The 19,272-nt window shown below is 46.7% G+C and carries 13 protein-coding genes and 1 pseudogene; 11 read left to right on the forward strand and 3 right to left on the reverse strand.

Translation table 11 applies throughout. The annotated features are described in order from the left end of the window. Positions 1-360 precede the first annotated feature (360 nt). The 6 genes and pseudogenes from H9625_RS04125 to H9625_RS04150 all read left to right on the forward strand — a co-directional run bounded on the left by H9625_RS04125 (position 361) and on the right by H9625_RS04150 (position 8,177). Positions 361-1,833, forward strand: coding sequence for a TolC family protein (locus H9625_RS04125; RefSeq protein ID WP_087396218.1), 1,473 nt, complete (start codon positions 361-363; stop codon positions 1,831-1,833). A gap of 10 nt (positions 1,834-1,843) precedes the next feature. Further along, entirely contained in the window at positions 1,844-2,830 is a 987-nt protein-coding gene (locus H9625_RS04130) for an HlyD family secretion protein (protein WP_191763105.1), read from the forward strand. Positions 2,831-2,946: 116 nt separating this feature from the next. Continuing rightward, entirely contained in the window at positions 2,947-4,122 is a 1,176-nt protein-coding gene (locus H9625_RS04135) for an ABC transporter permease (protein WP_087207738.1), read from the forward strand. Positions 4,123-4,134: 12 nt separating this feature from the next. Further along, on the forward strand, positions 4,135-5,385 hold the full coding sequence (locus H9625_RS04140) for an ABC transporter permease (protein ID WP_191763107.1): 1,251 nt from the start codon (positions 4,135-4,137) through the stop codon (positions 5,383-5,385). 307 nt (positions 5,386-5,692) lie between these two features. Further along, on the forward strand, positions 5,693-7,540 hold the full coding sequence (gene recQ, locus H9625_RS04145; RefSeq protein ID WP_225226260.1) for a DNA helicase RecQ: 1,848 nt from the start codon (positions 5,693-5,695) through the stop codon (positions 7,538-7,540). Between the two features lie 21 nt (positions 7,541-7,561). Continuing rightward, positions 7,562-8,177: pseudogene (locus H9625_RS04150) on the forward strand (ORF6N domain-containing protein). A gap of 7 nt (positions 8,178-8,184) precedes the next feature. Here H9625_RS04150 and H9625_RS04155 read toward each other — a convergent pair. Then, the gene (locus tag H9625_RS04155) at positions 8,185-10,077 is read right to left on the reverse strand and encodes an AAA domain-containing protein (protein ID WP_191763109.1); all 1,893 of its coding nucleotides are present in this window, start codon (positions 10,075-10,077) and stop codon (positions 8,185-8,187) included. Between the two features lie 117 nt (positions 10,078-10,194). On the opposite strand from H9625_RS04155, the gene H9625_RS04160 reads away from it, so the two are divergent. Beyond that, complete coding sequence (locus H9625_RS04160) at positions 10,195-11,019, forward strand: AAA family ATPase (protein ID WP_022041077.1); 825 nt, start codon at positions 10,195-10,197, stop codon at positions 11,017-11,019. Between the two features lie 12 nt (positions 11,020-11,031). After that, positions 11,032-12,033, forward strand: a complete 1,002-nt coding sequence (locus H9625_RS04165) for a DUF4435 domain-containing protein (protein WP_022041078.1) — start codon at positions 11,032-11,034, stop codon at positions 12,031-12,033. A gap of 401 nt (positions 12,034-12,434) precedes the next feature. Here the strand turns inward: H9625_RS04165 and H9625_RS04170 are convergent, their stop codons facing one another. Further along, positions 12,435-13,892, reverse strand: coding sequence for an aminoacyl-histidine dipeptidase (locus H9625_RS04170; protein ID WP_087207744.1), 1,458 nt, complete (start codon positions 13,890-13,892; stop codon positions 12,435-12,437). A 5-nt stretch (positions 13,893-13,897) separates the two neighbouring features. Next, on the reverse strand, positions 13,898-14,908 hold the full coding sequence (locus H9625_RS04175; protein WP_225226262.1) for a lysylphosphatidylglycerol synthase transmembrane domain-containing protein: 1,011 nt from the start codon (positions 14,906-14,908) through the stop codon (positions 13,898-13,900). Between the two features lie 89 nt (positions 14,909-14,997). Here H9625_RS04175 and rsmA point away from each other — a divergent pair, with 89 nt between their 5' ends. From rsmA to H9625_RS04190, 3 genes are all read left to right on the forward strand, one after another. After that, a complete protein-coding gene (gene rsmA, locus H9625_RS04180; RefSeq protein WP_191763111.1) occupies positions 14,998-15,813 on the forward strand; it encodes a 16S rRNA (adenine(1518)-N(6)/adenine(1519)-N(6))-dimethyltransferase RsmA in 816 nt (271 codons plus the stop codon). Positions 15,814-15,914: 101 nt separating this feature from the next. Next, a complete protein-coding gene (gene mgtE, locus H9625_RS04185; RefSeq protein ID WP_022041083.1) occupies positions 15,915-17,255 on the forward strand; it encodes a magnesium transporter in 1,341 nt (446 codons plus the stop codon). 126 nt (positions 17,256-17,381) lie between these two features. Next, entirely contained in the window at positions 17,382-19,193 is a 1,812-nt protein-coding gene (locus H9625_RS04190; protein ID WP_022041084.1) for a DUF349 domain-containing protein, read from the forward strand. Positions 19,194-19,272: the final 79 nt, after the last annotated feature.

Below are 19,272 nucleotides of genomic sequence, written 5' to 3' on the forward strand. Positions count from 1 at the left end.
ATAGAGGTAGCTTTGAGGATTATGAGGCAAAGGTAGCAAATCTATATGATATAAACTAATTATGAACATCTACTTATTACAAAATACAATGTCCACCATTTGTCTGCCCGAGCAGAATCAAAATGAAAGGCACTTCCTTTGCCTGCATATCATATATTCATCGGTCATTGCAAATATATGCAACGGCCGGTGAATATACCTTCGTTTTGAGAATAAGCCTCCTGACCAAATGAGAACATTTTACAAGACCAAACAAAAAAAACTAAGGCTTTTTTAAACCAAATCGTTTGCCTGTTTGTTTTATTGTCAGTACATTTGTTCTGCTTGCACAAGTAAGCAGAAAACCTAAACAAATTGGCAATGAAAAAAATTCTGACCATCATCCTGCTGGGCACACTTGTCACAGTGGCACAAGCCCAACGCATACTCACACTGGACAGCTGCAGAAACCTTGCCCTAGCAAACAACAAGGAGCTGCGCATCGCACAGGAAAAAATAAACGCGGCACATTATCAACAAAAAGCCGCTTTCACCAATTTCCTGCCCAAAATAAACGTGACGGGCACTTATATGCGCACGCAAAAGGAAATCTCCCTGCTCAGCAATGAACAACAGCAAGCCATCGGAAACATGGGAACAGCTCTTGTCCCTCAACTCCAACAACTGGGTGCACAGATGCAACAGATAGCAGCCACACATCCCGAACTGCTCCCCTTGCTCACCCCCCTTTCGGGCGTAATGGGGCAGATACCCGATGCACTGAATGGCGTAGGTGGAAGCATCGTAGACGCGTTCCGCACAGACACACGTAACCTCTATGCTGGTGCTGCCACCCTGACCCAACCCCTCTTCATGGGCGGAAAAATCATTGCATACAACAAAATCACCCGCTATGCCGAACAGCTTGCCGCCTCGCAACACGCAACAGGAATGCAAGACGTCATCCTGAATACTGACCAGGCTTACTGGCAAGTAGTCTCGCTGGCAAATAAAAAGCATCTCGCTGAAAGTTTTGTGAAACTGGTTCAAAGGCTCGACTCGGATGTAACAAAAATGGTAGAGCAAGGCGTTGCCACTACTGCTGATGCTTTAAGCGTCAGAGTAAAAGTGAACGAAGCGGAAATGACACTGACTCAAGTAGAAGACGGACTTGCCCTGGCAAAAATGGTACTTTGCCAATTGTGCGGAGTTCCGCTCGACACCGATATCCGTCTGGCGGACGAGGATATGAAAGACCTTGCCTTACCAACCACCTATACCGAAAGCAACGTGGGTACAGCACTTGCCAACCGCGAAGAATTGAAAAGTCTGGAACTTGCCGAGAAAATCTACCGGCAAAAGGTAAACGTGGCACGAGCCGAATTTCTACCCTCCATAGGACTAACCGCCAACTACCTGTTTACCAACCCTTCATTAGTAAATGGATTCGAGAACCGCTTTCGCGGCATGTGGGGCATAGGTGTAGTGGTCAGTATACCGGTATTCCATTGGGGAGAAGGTATTTACAAAGTACGTGCCGCCAAAGCTGAAGCCAACATTGCCCGCTACCGGCTGGACGATGCAAAAGAAAAAATCGAATTACAGGTCACTCAAAGTTCATACAAGGTAAACGAAGCCACCAAGAAACTGGTTATGGCAGAAAAGAATATGGAAAAGGCAGAAGAGAACCTGCGCTACGCCAATTTGGGTTTCCGTGAAGGAGTCATCCCCACCAGCAACGTACTGGAAGCACAGACCGCCTGGCTCTCGGCACAATCGGGAAAGATTGACGCACAAATCGACCTGAAAATGAGCGAAATCTATTTGAACAAATCAATGGGAACACTAAAATAAGACAAACAATATGGCAGAAAGAACGCAACGCAACAACATCATGCTGGCATTCATTACACTCGTAGCAGTGGTATTGATTGTAAGCATTATCGGCTTCATCACTTTCCGGAAAGGTACTGAAATCATACAAGGACAAGCCGAAGCCAACGAATATCGTGTATCGAGCAAAGTGCCCGGACGTATCCTGAAAATTTTCGTAGACGAGGGAGATGCAGTGAAAGCCGGTGATACCCTTGCTATCCTCGAAGCGCCCGATGTAATGGCGAAACTCTCGCAAGCGGAAGCCTTGGAACAGGCTGCCCAAGCGCTGAATGAAAAAGCCGAACGTGGCACCCGTGCCGAACAATTGCAAGCCGCCTACGAAATGTGGCAAAAAGCCAAAGCAGGCCTGGAAATCGCCGAAAAATCATACCAACGGGTAAACCGCCTGTACGAAGAAGGAGTGATGTCGGCACAAAAGCGCGATGAAACCAAAGCACAATATGACGCAATGGTGGCCACCGAACGTGCTGCCAAAGCTCAATATACAATGGCAAAAAACGGAGCACAACGGGAAGACAAGTTGATGACTGCCGCCAAGGTGCGCCAAGCGGAAGGTGCTGTGGCTGAAGTAAATTCATATGTCAGCGAAACGTATCTCACGGCATCTGCCGATGGAGAAGTGACGGAGATATTCCCTAAGGTAGGCGAACTGGTCGGCACCGGAGCACCCATCATGAATGTAGCCCAACTGGATGACATGTGGGTGACGTTTAACGTGCGTGAAGACTATCTGAAAGATTTCCATGTAGGGGGCGAGATTTCGGCGTTTATCCCGGCATTGGAAAAAGACGCCACATTTAAAGTGACCTATATGAAAGACTTAGGCACTTATGCCGCATGGAAGGCGACCAAGACCACCGGCGGTTTCGACCTGAAGACATTCGAAATTAAAGCCAAGCCCTTACAGCCGGTGGAGAACCTGCGGCCGGGCATGTCGGCGATAGTTAAAAAGTGAGTTTTTAAGTTTTTGAGTTCTTAAGTTTTTGAGTTGATAATAGAAAAAACTTACAAACCAACAAACTTAAGAACCCAAAAACTCAAAAACTTAAAAACTTAAGAACTCAAAAACTTATGCACACAACCATTCATAAACGCCTGTACCGTATAGCCGTACGCGAACTGCGGCACATCGCGACCCGGCCGATTTACCTCTTCTGCATGGTAATAGCACCGGTATTCTGCTACGTGTTCTTTACCACGCTGATGGCAAACGGCTTGCCTACAAACATGCCCGCAGGTGTTGTGGATATGGACAATACGGCGACTACGCGAAGCATCATCCGCAATTTGGATGCATTCCAGCAAACGCATGTCACGGCTCGTTATGCAAATTTCCACGAAGCACGCAAGGCGGTCCAGCGTGGCGAGATTTATGCTTTTTATTACATACCCGAAGGCACCACCGAGGAAGCTATCTCCGGAAGGCAGCCCCGCGTGTCGTTTTACATCAATTACGCGTACCTCATCGCAGGGTCGTTGCTGTACCGCGACCAGCGCACGATGTCGGAACTTGCTTCGGGTGCCATCGGGCAGAGCACGCTTTTAGCCAAGGGGGCTACCGAAGAGCAGGCAATGGCGTTTCTCCAGCCCGTCGTTATTGACACCCATGCGTTGAACAATCCGTGGCTGAATTATTCGGTGTATTTGTGCAATACCTTATTGCCGGGCATCCTGATGTTGCTCATTTTCCTGACCACCTCGTATGCGTTAGGCATGGAGCTGAAGGAAAATACGGCACACGTCCTGATGCGTCTGGCAGACAATTCTATCAGCACGGCATTGGTGGGGAAACTCTTGCCGCATACGGTTATCTTCTTTATCGTGACCGTATTCTATAATGTCTATCTGTACGGGTTCTTGCATTATCCTTGCAATAGCGGCATTTTCCCGATGCTTCTTGCGGGATTGTTGCTGGTGCTGGCTTCGCAGGCGGTCGGCATCTTCTTCTTTGGCATGTTCGGCACCCTCCGCCTTGCCTTGAGTGCGGCTTCGTTATGGGGAGTCATTTCATTTTCCATCTCCGGCTTTACCTTTCCGGTCATGGCGATGCATCCCGTCTTGCAAGGGCTGGCGGTTTTATTCCCCTTACGGCATTATTTCCTGATTTATGTAAACCTTGCCTTAAACGGTTATCCGCTCGTCTACGTATGGCAACCCATAGTGGCGCTTTTGCTTTTCTTGCTTCTTCCGTTCTTTGTGCTGAAGAAGTTGCGCACGGAAATGTTGCACTATGTATATATCCCCTAAAACCGATGGATTATGAAAAAATATTCGTTCAGACATACTATAAAGCAGGGCATCGCCGGATTGTTCCATATCTGTAAGGAAGAGCTGAAGATGACCGTCAAAGACCAGGGCGTAGTGATTTTTTTCCTCCTTGTGCCTTTGGCGTATCCGCTGGTCTATGCATTCATCTATACCAATGAAGTGGTGCGTGAAGTGCCCGTGGCTGTGGTCGATGCCGACCGTTCTTCCGTGAGCCGCGAATACCTCCGCCGGGTAGACGGAGGTCCGGATGTCCGTATCGTGTCTTATTGTTCCGATATGGAAGAAGCCCGGCTTTTGCTGAAAAAGCAAAAAATATACGGCGTGGTTTATGTTCCCGAAGGTTTTAGCCGCGACTTGGCTTCGGGAGAGCAGGCGCATGTTTCCATCTTTGCCGACATGAGCGGCATGCTTTATTATAAGGCGCTTTTGCTTGCCAATACCGAGGCTTCGCTGGAGATGAACAAGGATATCCAAATCCGACGTGCGGGCAATACCACCGGGCGGCAGGATGAGATTACGGTCCGCCCGATAGATTACGAAGCGGTATCGCTCTATAATCCGCAGGACGGATTCGCCAGCTTTCTTATCCCTGCCGTGCTTATCCTGATTATCCAGCAGACCTTATTGCTCGGGATAGGTCTGTCGGCGGGTACGGCGCGCGAGAACAACCGTTTCCGGGATTTGGTGCCCATGGTACGCCATTATCAGGGTGCCATCCGCATTATTTTCGGGAAGTCCTTGGCTTATCTTTTGGTCTATCTTGCCGTGGCGGCATATATCCTTTGTGCGGTGCCCAAGATGTTCCGGCTGGTCTTTCTTGCTTCGCCGGATACATTGGCAGCCTTTGTCCTGCCCTACCTGCTGGCATGCATTTTCTTTGCCATGGCATGTTCATGTCTCATCCGGAGGCGTGAAGACTGCATGATGATATTCGTGTTCACATCGTTGCCTTTGTTGTTCATCTCAGGCATTTCATGGCCTGGAGCGGCAATCCCGGATTTCTGGAAAGCGGTGTCGTGGATATTCCCTTCTACTTTCGGCATCAACGGATATATCCGCATACAGACGATGGGAGCCACACTGAACGATGTCTTGCCCGAATACCGGGCATTATGGATGCAGGCAGGCATTTATTTCCTTCTTACATTCTTCCTCTACCGGAGGGAAATCCTGTTGAGCCGGAAACATGCCTTAAAACGCTTGCATGAGTTCCGGAAGAAGCGGCAGGCGGTGTTGCGGTAAAATTAAATGATATTATTAGAAACGCAGGTTATTTTAATTTACGATTTGACAATTTACTATCCTGCTATTCGGGCATTAAATCGTACTTCGTCAATCGAAAAATAGTAAATTAAAAGCATCCGCGGAAATCCGCGTTCCTGCCTTTGCCACCGCACCTGTATCTTTTCAAATCATAGAGGCCGAAATGCACATTTTGATACCGCTTAAAGACATTGGCAAATTGCGGACATCCATTTAAGAATTTTTTGATGATTCTATGATATACTTATGCTGCAACGTGCGTTATTGTCTATAAAAAGAATGGTAAATGATGGAAACTCCCCGACAAATTCTTAAATCGTATTATGGTTACGACAACTTCCGGCCTATGCAGGAAGAAATTATAAACAATGTGCTTCAGCGTAAGGATTCTCTTGTATTAATGCCCACAGGCGGTGGAAAATCTATTTGCTTTCAGATTCCGGCGTTAATGCTGGAAGGGACCGCCATTGTAGTGTCTCCGCTTATTTCTTTGATGAAAGACCAAGTAGATGCATTGTATGCCAATGGGATTCCGGCGGCAACCGTCAATAGCGGTAATTACGGATCAAGCAATCGGGCTATCCTTGAGAAATGCCAACGTGGAGAGGTGAAGTTATTGTACATTTCACCGGAACGTCTTATTACGGAGCTTTCATGGATGCGGCAATGCCTGAACGTGTCGCTCTTTGCCATTGACGAAGCACACTGCATTTCGCAATGGGGACATGATTTCCGGCCGGAATATGTCCAGTTAGGGACGATGTTGCACGAATATTTCCCTGAGGTTCCGGTTATAGCCTTAACCGCTACAGCCGACAAGATAACAAAGGCAGACATTGTAGAACGTTTGCGCTTGCGCAATCCGCAAATCTTTGTCGCTTCGTTTGACCGTCCCAATCTTAGCTTGGATGTAAGGAGGGGCTATTCTGCAAGCGAAAAATTCCGTACGATAATGGGTGTGATAGGGCGACATCCGCATGAGAGTGGGATTATTTATTGCCTTGCGCGTAAAACAACGGAGCAATTGGCAAAGAAGCTTCGTGAAAAAGGTGTTTCTACAGGTGTTTATCATGCCGGTTTGTCAATGGAAGAGCGTAATCGGGTTCAAGAAGAGTTTGTCAAAGAACGCATAGACGTGATGGTGGCGACTGTGGCTTTCGGCATGGGGATAGACAAAAGCAATATCCGGTTTGTCATTCATTACAATCTGCCCAAAAACATAGAGAGTTACTATCAGGAAATAGGCCGTGCGGGACGTGACGGGTTGCCCGCCGAGACTTTTCTCTTTTATAACATACAGGATATAATTACGTTGCGGGATTTTGCAGAAGAGAGCGGGCAGAAAGAAATTAGTCAGGATAAGCTGAGGCGTATGCAGGAATATGCGGAAGCGCAGGTATGCCGTCGGCGCATTCTGTTGAATTATTTTAGTGAAATGACAGGGCACGATTGTGGAAATTGTGATGTCTGTACCACTCCTCCCCGGCATTTCGACGGGACGGTACTCGTGCAAAAAGCGTTGTCGGCTATAATACGCGCAAAAGAGAAAATCGGATTTACGTTGACGATTGATATTTTGCGTGGCTCTTTTTCCCATGAGATAACGGATAATGGCTTTCAGATGTTGAAAACCTTTGGTGTAGGTAAGGATGTCTCTTTCCATGATTGGCGGGATTATCTGTTGCAGATGTTGCAAATGGGATTCTTGGAGATTGCTTATAATGAGGACCGGCATTTGAAAGTAACGGAATTGGGGAAGGAGGTTCTATATGGCAGGAAACAGGTGAAGTTGGCGATAATCAATCGGGAAGATTTCCGGGTGAAAAGCCGTAAGGAGCGTCATAAGGTAGAGGATTCACAAGTGGAAAAACAAGGCGGAAAGACCGAAGATAAGGTTTTGTTCGAGCGTTTGCGCGAATTGCGCCGGAAGATAGCGGAGGCTCATAATTGGTCCGCATACATTGTAATGTCCGATAAATCCCTTCATATCCTTGCGGCGGAACGTCCGACAACGCTTCAGGCTTTTGGGGATATTCACGGAATAGGCTTGCATAAGCGCGACAATTACGGCGAGCAATTTATTGCTGTTATTAAGGAGCATGAAGATGCATTGAATGTTTCTTGTAAGAATTAACCAATGGTATAAATATCAATTATGTGTGAAGCTAAAAATTTAAGCAAAAAGGTAGGACAAGGTGCTATGAATCTATTTGAACAGGTACGGCAAAAAATCATCCTGATTAGAGATTGTCAGGTGATATTAGATGTGGATGTTGCAGAATTATATGGGGGTGAGGACAAAAGAAGTCAATCAAGCTGTGCGTAACAATCCGGAGAAGTTTCCGAGTGGATACGTACTTGAGCTTGACAAACAGGAATTTACAGATTTGCGGTCAAATATTTTGACCGCAAATCTATCACCCAAGACCCGTGTTCTCCCCAAAGCGTTCACGGAGAAAGGATTGTATATGCTTGCCACTATCCTGAAAAGTCCGCAAGCTACGCAAGCCACCCTTGCTATCATAGAGACATTTGCCTCTGTGCGCCAGCTCAAGCGTGAATTGCACGCCTTACACGGTGAAACGGATGGCAAGTCGCAGCAATCCAAGATGCAACACATTGGAGAAATGCTTTCAAGCATAGTCATGCCTGACCTGGAAACATCCGAAACAGAATCAAGCCTTGAACTCAATTTCCTGATAGGCAAAATCAAGCATACGGTAAAACGGGTGAAAAGGCAAAATGATACAGACCATACCGAAGTGGAATGACCACTTGTCATGCTTCATGCAGCCCCTCGATATACTCATACAGCTTCCGATAGAAGGCGTGGCGCGTTAGGGTGGAGGCATCGCCCAAGATGATGAGCTTCATGCGGGCACGGGTGATAGCTACGTTCATCCGGCGCAAGTCGTTGAGAAACCCGATCTGGCCGTCCTCGTTGGCACGCACCAGGCTGATGAGGATTACATCACGCTCCTGTCCCTGGAAACCGTCGACCGTATTGACCGTTATCGAGGAACGGAAGGGCTTGAAGAACGCGTCGCGCCGGAGCAGCTGGCGGAGGTATTGCACTTGTGCCTTGTAAGGGGAAATCAACCCGACATCGATGCGTTCTTCGAGGAACCGTTCCCTGCCGATGCGGGTGATGTAAGATTTCAGCTGGCCGATGGAGAGTTCGGCTTCGGCTTTGTTGATGCGCCCGTAGCTTTCGCCTACAAACTCTTCGCCGGCATCCATTCCTTCTGTGTTTATCCATTCGATGGGTGTATCGAAATCGAGTATGCTGCGGTATTTCACTTCGGGAGCCGACTGGAGCATACCTCCGTAGAACCATTCGGACGAGAAACGCATAATCTCGTCATTCATCCGGTACTGCACTTTCAGGAGCGAAACCGTTTCAGGTTTTTGACGCACGATACATTGCATCAGCGTGTCACCCAAACCTCCACGCAAAGCGTCCAAACATTTCACTGTAGGCGGAAGCTGACAATGGTCGCCTGCCAGAATGACGCGGTTTGCCTTACGGATAGCTATCCAACAGGCAGCCTCCAGTGCCTGCGCTGCCTCATCAATGAACAAAGTACCAAATTTCTGCCCCATCAGCAAACGATTAGCACTACCTACAAGCGTACAAGCTATCACCCGTGCCTCAGAAAAAAGAGCGGTATTGATACGCACCTCCAGTTCAGTAGCACGGTCTTTCAACGAATTAATTTTCGTACGGACATCTTCACGATTGCTTGTCTTACGTATCCGGGCATAGAGATCGCGAATAGCACGACGGATACCCCACAGTTGCGGATAGTCAGGATGTGACTCAAAACGGCGTTCATAAGTGAATGAAAGCATTTTGTCGTTCACCCGACTAGGATTTCCGATACGCAACACGTTCACGCCCCGGTCTACCAGCTTTTCGCTAATCCAATCCACCGCCATATTGCTCTGTGCACACACCAGCACCTGATTTTCGCGGTGCAGAGTTTCGTAAATTGCCTCAACCAGCGTAGTGGTCTTTCCCGTCCCTGGAGGGCCGTGCACGATAGCAACATCCTTGGCATGAAGCACCTTATTGACGGCTTCTTCCTGCGTACGATTCAGCCACGGGAAGCGCACAGGCTGGAAGGTAAAAGCAGAAACAGGAACAGAACCGTGGAAGATGTCGCGCAACTCCGCCAAACGGTTGTTCTTCGCACCTATCACTTGCTTCAAAGTTTCGAACATCAGGCGGTAACTGGTTTCATCGAAATAAAGCTGTACACCCAGCACATCTTTGCCCTGCAATGCAGCCCAAGCATCGGCATTAGGAAGTGCCACTACCATTCGGTCCTCGTCAACATAACTCACCGTCGCCACAAAGTTGAGGTACGCAAGTTTCCCCGTCATGTCCTGCGTAAAAAAGCACACTGGACGCCCATACTCGAACAAGTGTTCTATCTCCTTATCTTCCTTCCGTTCCACTTCCACTACCAACTGATTCAAGGCATTGTAATAATTTCGTCCGATGCTGACGGGATACCAACACATCCCGCGTTTCACCTTCCTGCCTACGCCCATCAATTCAGTCTGTTGGCGAAACTGTTCTTTCTCGTATTCGTACTCCATCCGCAACAAGTCGTATTGATGCTGCAGATACAATACTGGAGAGTGTATCGTAGATTGTTCTTTCATATCCGTAAATGATTTCAAGATACAAAGGTACGAGTTCTCTGAAAAAGAAAGGCTGAATTGTTGATAAATTCCATTATTATCTGTATTTTTACCTGCCAACCAAAAAACATAGAAGTTATGAAAAAGCAGGCAGATTACATCAAACGCATTGATATTAAAAGGATGTGGGGACGCAAAGACATTTCATGGAACCTGCGCCCCGATGTCAATATCCTAAGCGGTGTGAACGGCATCGGCAAGAGTACTATTCTGAACAACTCCGTCCGAAGTCTGACCGCACTGGAAGGAGGAGCCTTGACTAACGGATTTCAAGAAGGGGTATCATTCAGTTTCTCGCCCGAAGATGCCACATACATCAATTTCGATGTCATCCGCAGCTTCGACCGCCCACTCATCAGCTCGGGCTTACTTGAAAAAATAGGCAACCAAAACGTAAAAACCGAACTCGACTGGCAACTCTACCAATTACAACGCCGCTACTTGGACTATCAGGTAAACATCGGCAACCGCATCATCGAAATGCTGACCAGTGGCGACCCCGCCCAACAAGCCCAAGCACCTGAAATGTCGAAAGCAAAAACACTGTTCCAGGACCTGATAGATGACCTGTTCAGCGACACGGGCAAGAAAATCAACCGCAAAAGCAACGAAATCCTGTTCGAACAAGACGGCGATGAGCTCACCCCTTATCAGCTCTCATCAGGCGAAAAGCAGATGCTGGTTATCCTACTCACCGTATTAGTACAGGACAAACAGCCCTATGCCTTGTTTATGGACGAACCTGAAATATCACTGCATGTAGAATGGCAACAACGCCTCATCACCCTCATCCGTCAACTGAACCCGAACGCACAAATCATCCTGACCACCCACTCGCCAGCTGTCATCATGAACGGCTGGATAGATGCCGTAACCGAAGTGAGCGACATTACCACTCATTAAAAAACAAACACCATGGGAAAAAGACTGACCGACAACTTGTCCTCGATGTATCTGGGCGCAGCCAACAGCCTGAAGCCTAAACACGCGCGGAGAAAAATCGTAGCTTATGTAGAGAGCTATGACGATGTGTCTTTTTGGCGCTCCCTATTGGCTGAGTACGAAAACGAAAACCGTTATTTCGAAGTGATGCTTCCTTCACGAACTTCGCTGGCAAAAGGAAAGAAAAGCGTATTGATGAACCAGTTGGGAAAACAATTAGGAGAAAATATGATAGCCTGTGTAGACAGCGATTACGACTACCTGCTGCAAGGACGCACCCAGACCTCACGTTATATGATAGAAAACCCCTACGTGCTGCAAACCTATGCCTACGCCATCGAAAACTACCATTGCTATGCCGAAGGGCTGCACGAAGTATGCGTCACGGCAACACTGAACGACCATGTCCTGATAGACTTTCCGGCATACCTGAAACTCTACTCACAGATAGCCTATCCGCTTTTCGTATGGTCGGTATGGTTCTACCGCCGGCACAATTTATCAGAGTTCTCTCTGATGGATTTCTGTTCGTATGTCAAAATAGACCAAGTAGGCATACATCATCCCGAATACAGCCTTGCAGTTATGGCCAAAAAGGTTAACCGCAAACTACGTGACTTGGAGCACCGCCATCCCGAAGGCATTCCCGAAGTGGAAGCGATGAAGGAAGAGTTTAAGCACTTAGGAGTATATCCCGAAAACACCTACATGTTTATCCAAGGACATCACATCCTCGACAATGTAGTGATGCGCCTCCTGACACCGGTATGCACTTATCTGCGGCGCGAACGCGAGCAACAAATCAACGACCTCGCCCTGCATGAAACCCAACGGCGCAACGAACTGACCGCCTACCAGCGCAGCCAGGTCGATGTGGCATTAGTCATACATAAAAACACCAACTATAAAGAGTCGCCCACTTACCAGATGATACGGCGGGACGTAGAAAAATTCCTGCGGATAATCAAGGCATAAGCCGTACTATCACCTACGAGGGTCGGTATCACATGCCCCTTAAATCAAATATAAAAATAGGAATATCCGCATTTTGCCCAATTGTTCGTAAGGGCGTATCGCATACGCCTTGAAAATGTCCGTGTGGATAAGTTGCTACATTCGGGTATATGCAATATGCCCGAATGCGAATATCCATAAAACATTAAAAAAGCATACAGAATTCTTTTCTCATATTATACCATACCACGATATGGATTTGTGCATTTTTCTGAACCTTTTGCACCATTTCCGTAGAGATGATGTGCACATCGTCTTTATCATGTGACATATACAAAATACACAATTTAATGCCGCAGGAAGTATTAAAAAGAAATGTGCCAATTACGGCACACCTCTTTTTTCTATGCTTATCGTACACGTCACTTCTCCGGTGTATTGGCAAGCGTAGCCGTCAGGAAGTCGTAGAATTTAGATACGGATGCAATTTCACACTTCTCATCGGGCGTATGCGGACCTACCAGTGTGGGACCGAAAGAAATCATGTCCAAACCTGGGATCACCGCACCTATAATGCCACATTCCAGCCCTGCATGGATGACCTTCACTTCGGGAGCTGTACCAAACTGAGCCTGATAAGCCTCTTTCATCGCGTGAAGAATGGGTGAATTGACATTCGGTTCCCAACCCGAATAGCCGCCAGAACGTTCCACCCGCATACCTGCCATCGAGAAGCAGCTTTCGAGTGCCGTATTGCGGTAATCTTTCATCGACTCACGTGCACTGCGGGTCAATATCTTGACAGAAGCCTTCCCGCCTTTAACGTCTACGATAGCCAGATTGGATGAAGTCTCTACCGTATCGGGAATGGTCGGGATATATCGTTCCACACCGTTAGGGCAAGCATAAATAGCATCAACCAGATTATCGCGGATTTCTTCGGGAACCATGTATTCGGGCAAATCCACACGTTCTGCCTTAAACGACAAGCCATCCTCGATGGTGGCATATTCATCACGCCACACCTGTTCACACTCGCCCACATATGCCATCACATCATCTACCTCCTCTTCAGGCACCGTAATCACCACCTCACACTCACGCGGAATGGCATTACGCATATTTCCACCTTCCCACGACACAAGGCAAGCCTCATCATAGGCTATGACCTGATTCAGGAAACGAGCCATCAGTTTATTGGCATTGGCATGTCCCCAACCTATCTGAATGCCCGAATGTCCTCCGCGCAATCCTTTCAATGTCACTTTCAGAGCCACATCTGCAGGATCGGTCTTTTCTTCCTTATATTCCAAGGTTGCGGTCAGGTCCTCCCCTCCGGCACATCCGATATACAATTCACCTTCTTCTTCCGAGTCCAGATTCAGCAAGATATCCCCTTCAATAGTTCCCGGCTTCAAGCCGAAAGCACCATACATGCCCGTTTCTTCATCTGCCGTAATCAAGGCAACCAGCGGACCGTGCTTCAAGGTTTTGTCTTCCATAACCGCCATGATAGCAGCCACCCCCATACCGTCATCAGCACCCAGTGTCGTACCTTTGGCACGCACCCAACCGTCTTCCACGTATGCCTGAATCGGGTCTTTCTCGAAATCGTGTTCGGTGTCCTTGTTCTTTTGAGGAACCATATCCATGTGTGCCTGCAAAATTACGGTCTTCCGGTTTTCCATACCTGGAGTGGCAGGCTTGCGATATATGATATTTCCAGCCTCATCCTGAAAAGATTCCACACCCACACTCTTGCCAAATTCCAACAAGAATGCCTGAATTTTCTCCAAATGTCCTGACGGACGAGGAACTTGTGTCAACGAATAGAAGTGCTTCCACACATTCTGTGGAGCAAGCGAAAGAATGTCACTCATAGATTTTAAGTTTTATGTTTATTTGTAAGCGGCAAAGCCACCAATCCGTAAATACCTAACAAAATTAATAAAAAGGTTTGAATTCCGTGTACCAGCAAAGCAAATATTCCGGCATCTTCCTTACTGACGCCATACATCATCATCATTGTTATCACAGCAAAATGCCACGGACCGGCACCGTTGGGCGTAGGGACAATCACGGCAATACTCCCCACTACAAACAATACCAGTCCTGCCATCCAACCCAAATGTGCCGAAAAGCCGAAACAATAAAAAGTCAAGTAAAAATGCAGGAAATAACACGCCCAAATGGCAACTGTATACAGAATATAAAGCCACGGACGATGTACGTTGCGGATAGAAAGACATCCCACCCATACATTCTGTATCAATCCTTTCATCCGGGCAAACACAGCCAAGTTACGCACCAACCAATATGCCAACACAAGAGCAGCCGCTATGCAGAGCAAGGTAATATAAAAGTTGGTCGAAGTAAACAGATGGAGAAAAAAAGCCCCATCGGTCCCAGTTATCCGGAAAAAACGGGCAAAGATACCTGACTGCAAAATCAAAGTCACCACCGTTATCAACACCACACACACCGAGTCGATAAGACGTTCGGATACGACTGTACCCAAAGATTTAGAGAAAGACACCTGGTCGAATTTCGACAAGATACCACAACGGGACACTTCTCCCACACGGGGAATCACCAGATTGGCAGCATACGACACGAATATGGCATACACACTGTTTGATGCTTTCGGATATTCGCCCAAAGGTGCCAAAGCCAAGTTCCATCTCCATCCGCGAAACACATGCGACAGCACTCCAAACACCAGCGAAAACAACATCCAACCATAATTCATACCATGCCCCAACACATAAGACACCTTCCGGAAGTCGAACCCATGATACGTCCATACCAAGATAGCCGCACCCAGAACCAAAGGCAAAACAATTTGCAAGACCTTATTTATAAGTTTTTTTATACCACTCTGTTCAATTTTACTCATGTATTTAAGATTAATGCTTAACTTTGCAATATGCAAAGATAATATCTTGCTCGAATAAAATCGTTATTTATAAAGAAAATACATACAGAATGAAGTCAGTCAGGCCAAAAAAATTTTTAGGGCAGCATTTTTTAAAAGATTTACAGATTGCCAGCGATATTGCCGACACGGTGGACACCTGTCCAAAATTGCCAATCCTGGAGGTAGGACCCGGCATGGGCGTATTAACCCAGTTCCTTGTCAGGAAAGGCAGACCGCTGAAAGTAGTAGAACTTGATTTCGAATCGGTCGCCTATTTACACAACAACTTCGCAGAGTTGGGCGACAATATCATCGAACAGGATTTTTTACAGATGGACTTGTCTAAACTGTTCGACGGGAACCCCTTTGTCCTGACGGGCAATTACCCTTACAACATATCCAGCCAGATATTCTTTAAGATGCTGGACAACAAAGACCTCATCCCCTGCTGCACCGGAATGATACAAAAAGAAGTGGCAGAACGCATCGCTGCATCACCAGGCAACAAGACATATGGCATCTTGAGTGTCCTGATTCAGGCATGGTACAAGGTAGAATACCTGTTCACGGTCCACGAACATGTGTTCAATCCGCCCCCCAAAGTGAAAAGCGCCGTCATACGCATGACACGTAATGACACGACACACCTGGGATGCAATGAAAAGCTGTTCAAACAAATCGTTAAGACGACATTCAATCAGCGGAGAAAGACATTGCGCAATTCCATCTCTACCATTTTAGACAAAAGTCATCCGCTCAGTGCCGATACAATATTCAACAAACGTCCCGAACAACTTTCGGTACAAGATTTTATCAGTCTGACCAACCGGGTGGAAGAAGCACTGGTTTCAATTGACAATCAACAATTAATAATTAACAATTAATAATTGGCAATTGAAAGAATCTGTGGTAACCCCAAAAACTTAAGAACTCAAAAAACTTAAGAACTCAAAAACTTAAGAACCACCTCTAATATATATAAGGTATGGAAAACGAAGAAATAAAAAAAGTATCCGAACTGATTGAAAACAAAGAATCAGACAAGCTGAAAGAGCTCCTGAACGATTTGCACCCTGCCGATATTGCCGAATTGTGTGACGAACTGGATGCAGAAGAGGCACGTTCCATATACTTGTTATTAGACAATGAAAAGGCAGCCGACGTATTGATTGAAATGGACGAGGACGCCCGTAAACGTTTCCTCGAAATCCTGCCTTCAGAAACCATTGCCAAAAGGTTTGTCGACTATATGGACTCGGATGATGCAGTAGACATCATCCGTGATATGGACGAAGACAAACAGGAAGAAGTCCTTTCGCATATCGAAGACATCGAACAGGCAGGCGACATTGTCGATTTGCTGAAATACGATGAAGATACTGCCGGTGGTCTGATGGGTACCGAAATGGTCATCGTAAACGAAAACCTGAGTATGCCCGAATGCCTGCGCGAAATGCGCATTCAGGCAGAAGACATGGACGAAATCTATTATGTATATGTAGTAGACGACGATGAGCGCCTGCGCGGCGTATTCCCGCTGAAGAAAATGATTACCAGCCCTTCGGTGTCGAAAGTAAAACATGTGATGAAAAAAGATCCCATTTCGGTACATGTAGACACCCCCTTGGAAGAAGTGGTACAAGTCATTGAAAAATACGACCTGGTGGCTCTTCCGGTAGTCGACAGCATCGGCAGACTGGTAGGACGCATCACGGTCGATGACGTAATGGACGAGGTACGCGAACAAGCCGAACGTGACTACCAGTTGGCTTCCGGTCTGTCACAAGATGTCGAGTCACACGACAATGTATTTCGCCAAACCACAGCACGCCTGCCCTGGCTGCTGATTGGAATGTTGGGAGGAATCGGAAACTCAATGATTCTCGGCAACTTCGACACGACCTTTGCCGCCCATCCCGAAATGGCACTCTACATTCCATTGATAGGTGGTACAGGCGGAAATGTCGGTACCCAATCGTCCGCACTGGTCGTGCAAGGACTGGCAAACAGCTCTTTAGATGCAGGCAATACCTTCAAGCAAGTACTTAAAGAATCGGTAGTGGCACTCATCAACGCCACCATCATCTCCATGCTGGTATATATCTACAACTTCATCCGTTTCGGTGCCAGTGCCACGGTCAGCTATTCGGTATCCATCAGCCTGTTTGCCGTTGTGATGTTTGCTTCCATCTTCGGCACTCTGGTTCCCATGACTCTGGAAAAGCTGAAAATCGACCCTGCCATTGCTACCGGACCGTTTATTTCCATTACCAACGACATCATCGGAATGCTGATGTATATGGGTATCACCGTGCTTCTGGCATAAGAAAAAAGAAAAAAGTGAGGGTACACTTAAAAATAATTATCAAAAAAATATGAAAATCAGATTTTATTCTTTTAATTTGTAATTGGTGAAGAATTAAAACCAGATATTCTCTAAAATCTACATACGATGGAAGTAAACGAAACAAACCGCCCACTAACTGAAGTTCAGGAAAACAACGTACCTGAAACTTCGGTTCCCACTGTTGAATCTGTTGAATCAACCGACAAACCGGTGTATGCACCTAAGCAAACACAGGAAGAAGTGGTAGAACGTCTGACAGAAATCAACAAAGACGCCTGCAATGCAGACAAACAAGAAATCGATTTTTTAAAACAAACTTTTTACAAACTGCACAAAGCTGAACAAGACGCAGCGCGTAAAGCCTTTATTGATGAAGGCGGTAATGCGGATGACTTTGTCCCTGCCCCCGACCCGTGGGAAACAAGGTTCAAGGAAATCATGAGCTCCATCAAAGAAAAGCGAAGTGTTATGGCAGCCGAACTGGAACAGGAAAAAGAAGAAAACTTGCAGAAAAAGCTTGCCATCCTCGATAAGATGAAAGCACTGATTGAAACAACAGAAGACACCAGCAAGATATACAACGAGTTCAAGCAGCTTCAGCAGGAATGGAATGACATCAAGCAAGTACCCGTCGGCAAGGTGAACGAACTATGGAAATCATACCAACTCTATACCGAAAAGTTCTACGACATGGTGAAGCTGAATAACGAATTCCGTGAATACGACTTCAAGAAAAACCTGGAACAGAAAACCCACTTGTGCGAAGCTGCTGAGAAACTGGCAGAAGAGCCCGATGTAGTATCTGCTTTCCATCAGCTTCAGAAGTTGCATCAGGAGTTCCGCAACATCGGTCCCGTGGCAAAAGACTTGCGCGAAAGCATCTGGGCACGCTTCAAAGCTGCTTCTACTGCCGTAAACCGCCGTCATCAGCAACACTTCGAAATGCTGAAAGAAAAGGAGCAGAACAACCTCGACCAGAAGACGGTCATCTGCGAAATCGCTGAAGCGATGGAATACGACAAGTTGAAGACTTTTGCCGACTGGGAGAACAAAACACAGGAGATTCTTGCCTTGCAGGCAAAATGGAAAACCATCGGCTATGCACCGCAGAAAATGAACGTCAAAATATTCGAACGTTTCCGCGCTGCATGCGATGAGTTCTTCAAACGGAAAGCCGCCTTCTTCAAACAGATTAAGGAAAACATGGCAGAAAATCTGGAAAAGAAAAAAGCACTGTGCGAAAAGGCGGAAGCCTTGAAAGACAGTACCGACTGGAAACAGACCGCCGAAATCCTCACTCAATTGCAAAAGGAATGGAAAACCATCGGTCCGGTGGCAAAAAAACATTCGGATGCAGTATGGAAACGCTTCATCGGTGCCTGCGACTATTTCTTTGCACAGAAGAACAAAGCAACTTCTTCGCAACGCTCGGTAGAGATAGAAAACATGGCAAAGAAAGAAGAAATCATCAAGCAGCTGGCTGCTCTTGATGCTTCGGGTACTACCGATGACAATACGGCTGAACAGACACGCAGCCTGGTGAAAGAATGGAACTCCATCGGTCATGTACCTTTCAAGGAAAAAGACCGCCTGTACAACGAATTCCACAAGCTGGCTGATAAATTGTTTGACAAGCTGAACATCTCGGCATCCGAACGGAAACTGAGCGACTTCAAGTCGGGATTAGGCAAAGGGGATAACCTCTACCGCGACCGTGAAAAGCTGGTACGTACCTACGAAGGATTGAAAAGCGACATTCAAACCTACGAGAACAACCTGGGCTTCCTCTCTTCTGCATCAAAGAAGGGCAATACACTGGTAGCCGAGGTAACCCGAAAGATTGAACGCCTCAAAGGAGACATGGAACTGGTGCTGAAGAAAATCGAAGCCATTGACGAAAAGCTGAAAGAAGCGTAATATATTTGTAGTTCACCACAGATTACACAGATTAAAAAAAATTATTTTATCAATCCGTGTAATCTGTGGTGAATTATTG

The sequence above is a fragment of the Phocaeicola intestinalis genome (assembly GCF_014837065.1).
Classification (GTDB): Bacteria; Bacteroidota; Bacteroidia; order Bacteroidales; family Bacteroidaceae; genus Phocaeicola; species Phocaeicola intestinalis.

What these genes read in the sequence shown, in the direction of transcription:
- H9625_RS04125 (WP_087396218.1), top strand. Translation starts at nt 361, where the DNA reads ATGAAAAAAATTCTGACCATCATCCTGCTGGGCACACTTGTCACAGTG.
- H9625_RS04130 (WP_191763105.1), top strand. Translation starts at nt 1,844, where the DNA reads ATGGCAGAAAGAACGCAACGCAACAACATCATGCTGGCATTCATTACA.
- H9625_RS04135 (WP_087207738.1), top strand. Translation starts at nt 2,947, where the DNA reads ATGCACACAACCATTCATAAACGCCTGTACCGTATAGCCGTACGCGAA.
- H9625_RS04140 (WP_191763107.1), top strand. Translation starts at nt 4,135, where the DNA reads ATGAAAAAATATTCGTTCAGACATACTATAAAGCAGGGCATCGCCGGA.
- recQ (WP_225226260.1), top strand. Translation starts at nt 5,693, where the DNA reads ATGATGGAAACTCCCCGACAAATTCTTAAATCGTATTATGGTTACGAC.
- H9625_RS04155 (WP_191763109.1), bottom strand. Translation starts at nt 10,077, where the DNA reads ATGAAAGAACAATCTACGATACACTCTCCAGTATTGTATCTGCAGCAT.
- H9625_RS04160 (WP_022041077.1), top strand. Translation starts at nt 10,195, where the DNA reads ATGAAAAAGCAGGCAGATTACATCAAACGCATTGATATTAAAAGGATG.
- H9625_RS04165 (WP_022041078.1), top strand. Translation starts at nt 11,032, where the DNA reads ATGGGAAAAAGACTGACCGACAACTTGTCCTCGATGTATCTGGGCGCA.
- H9625_RS04170 (WP_087207744.1), bottom strand. Translation starts at nt 13,892, where the DNA reads ATGAGTGACATTCTTTCGCTTGCTCCACAGAATGTGTGGAAGCACTTC.
- H9625_RS04175 (WP_225226262.1), bottom strand. Translation starts at nt 14,908, where the DNA reads ATGAGTAAAATTGAACAGAGTGGTATAAAAAAACTTATAAATAAGGTC.
- rsmA (WP_191763111.1), top strand. Translation starts at nt 14,998, where the DNA reads ATGAAGTCAGTCAGGCCAAAAAAATTTTTAGGGCAGCATTTTTTAAAA.
- mgtE (WP_022041083.1), top strand. Translation starts at nt 15,915, where the DNA reads ATGGAAAACGAAGAAATAAAAAAAGTATCCGAACTGATTGAAAACAAA.
- H9625_RS04190 (WP_022041084.1), top strand. Translation starts at nt 17,382, where the DNA reads ATGGAAGTAAACGAAACAAACCGCCCACTAACTGAAGTTCAGGAAAAC.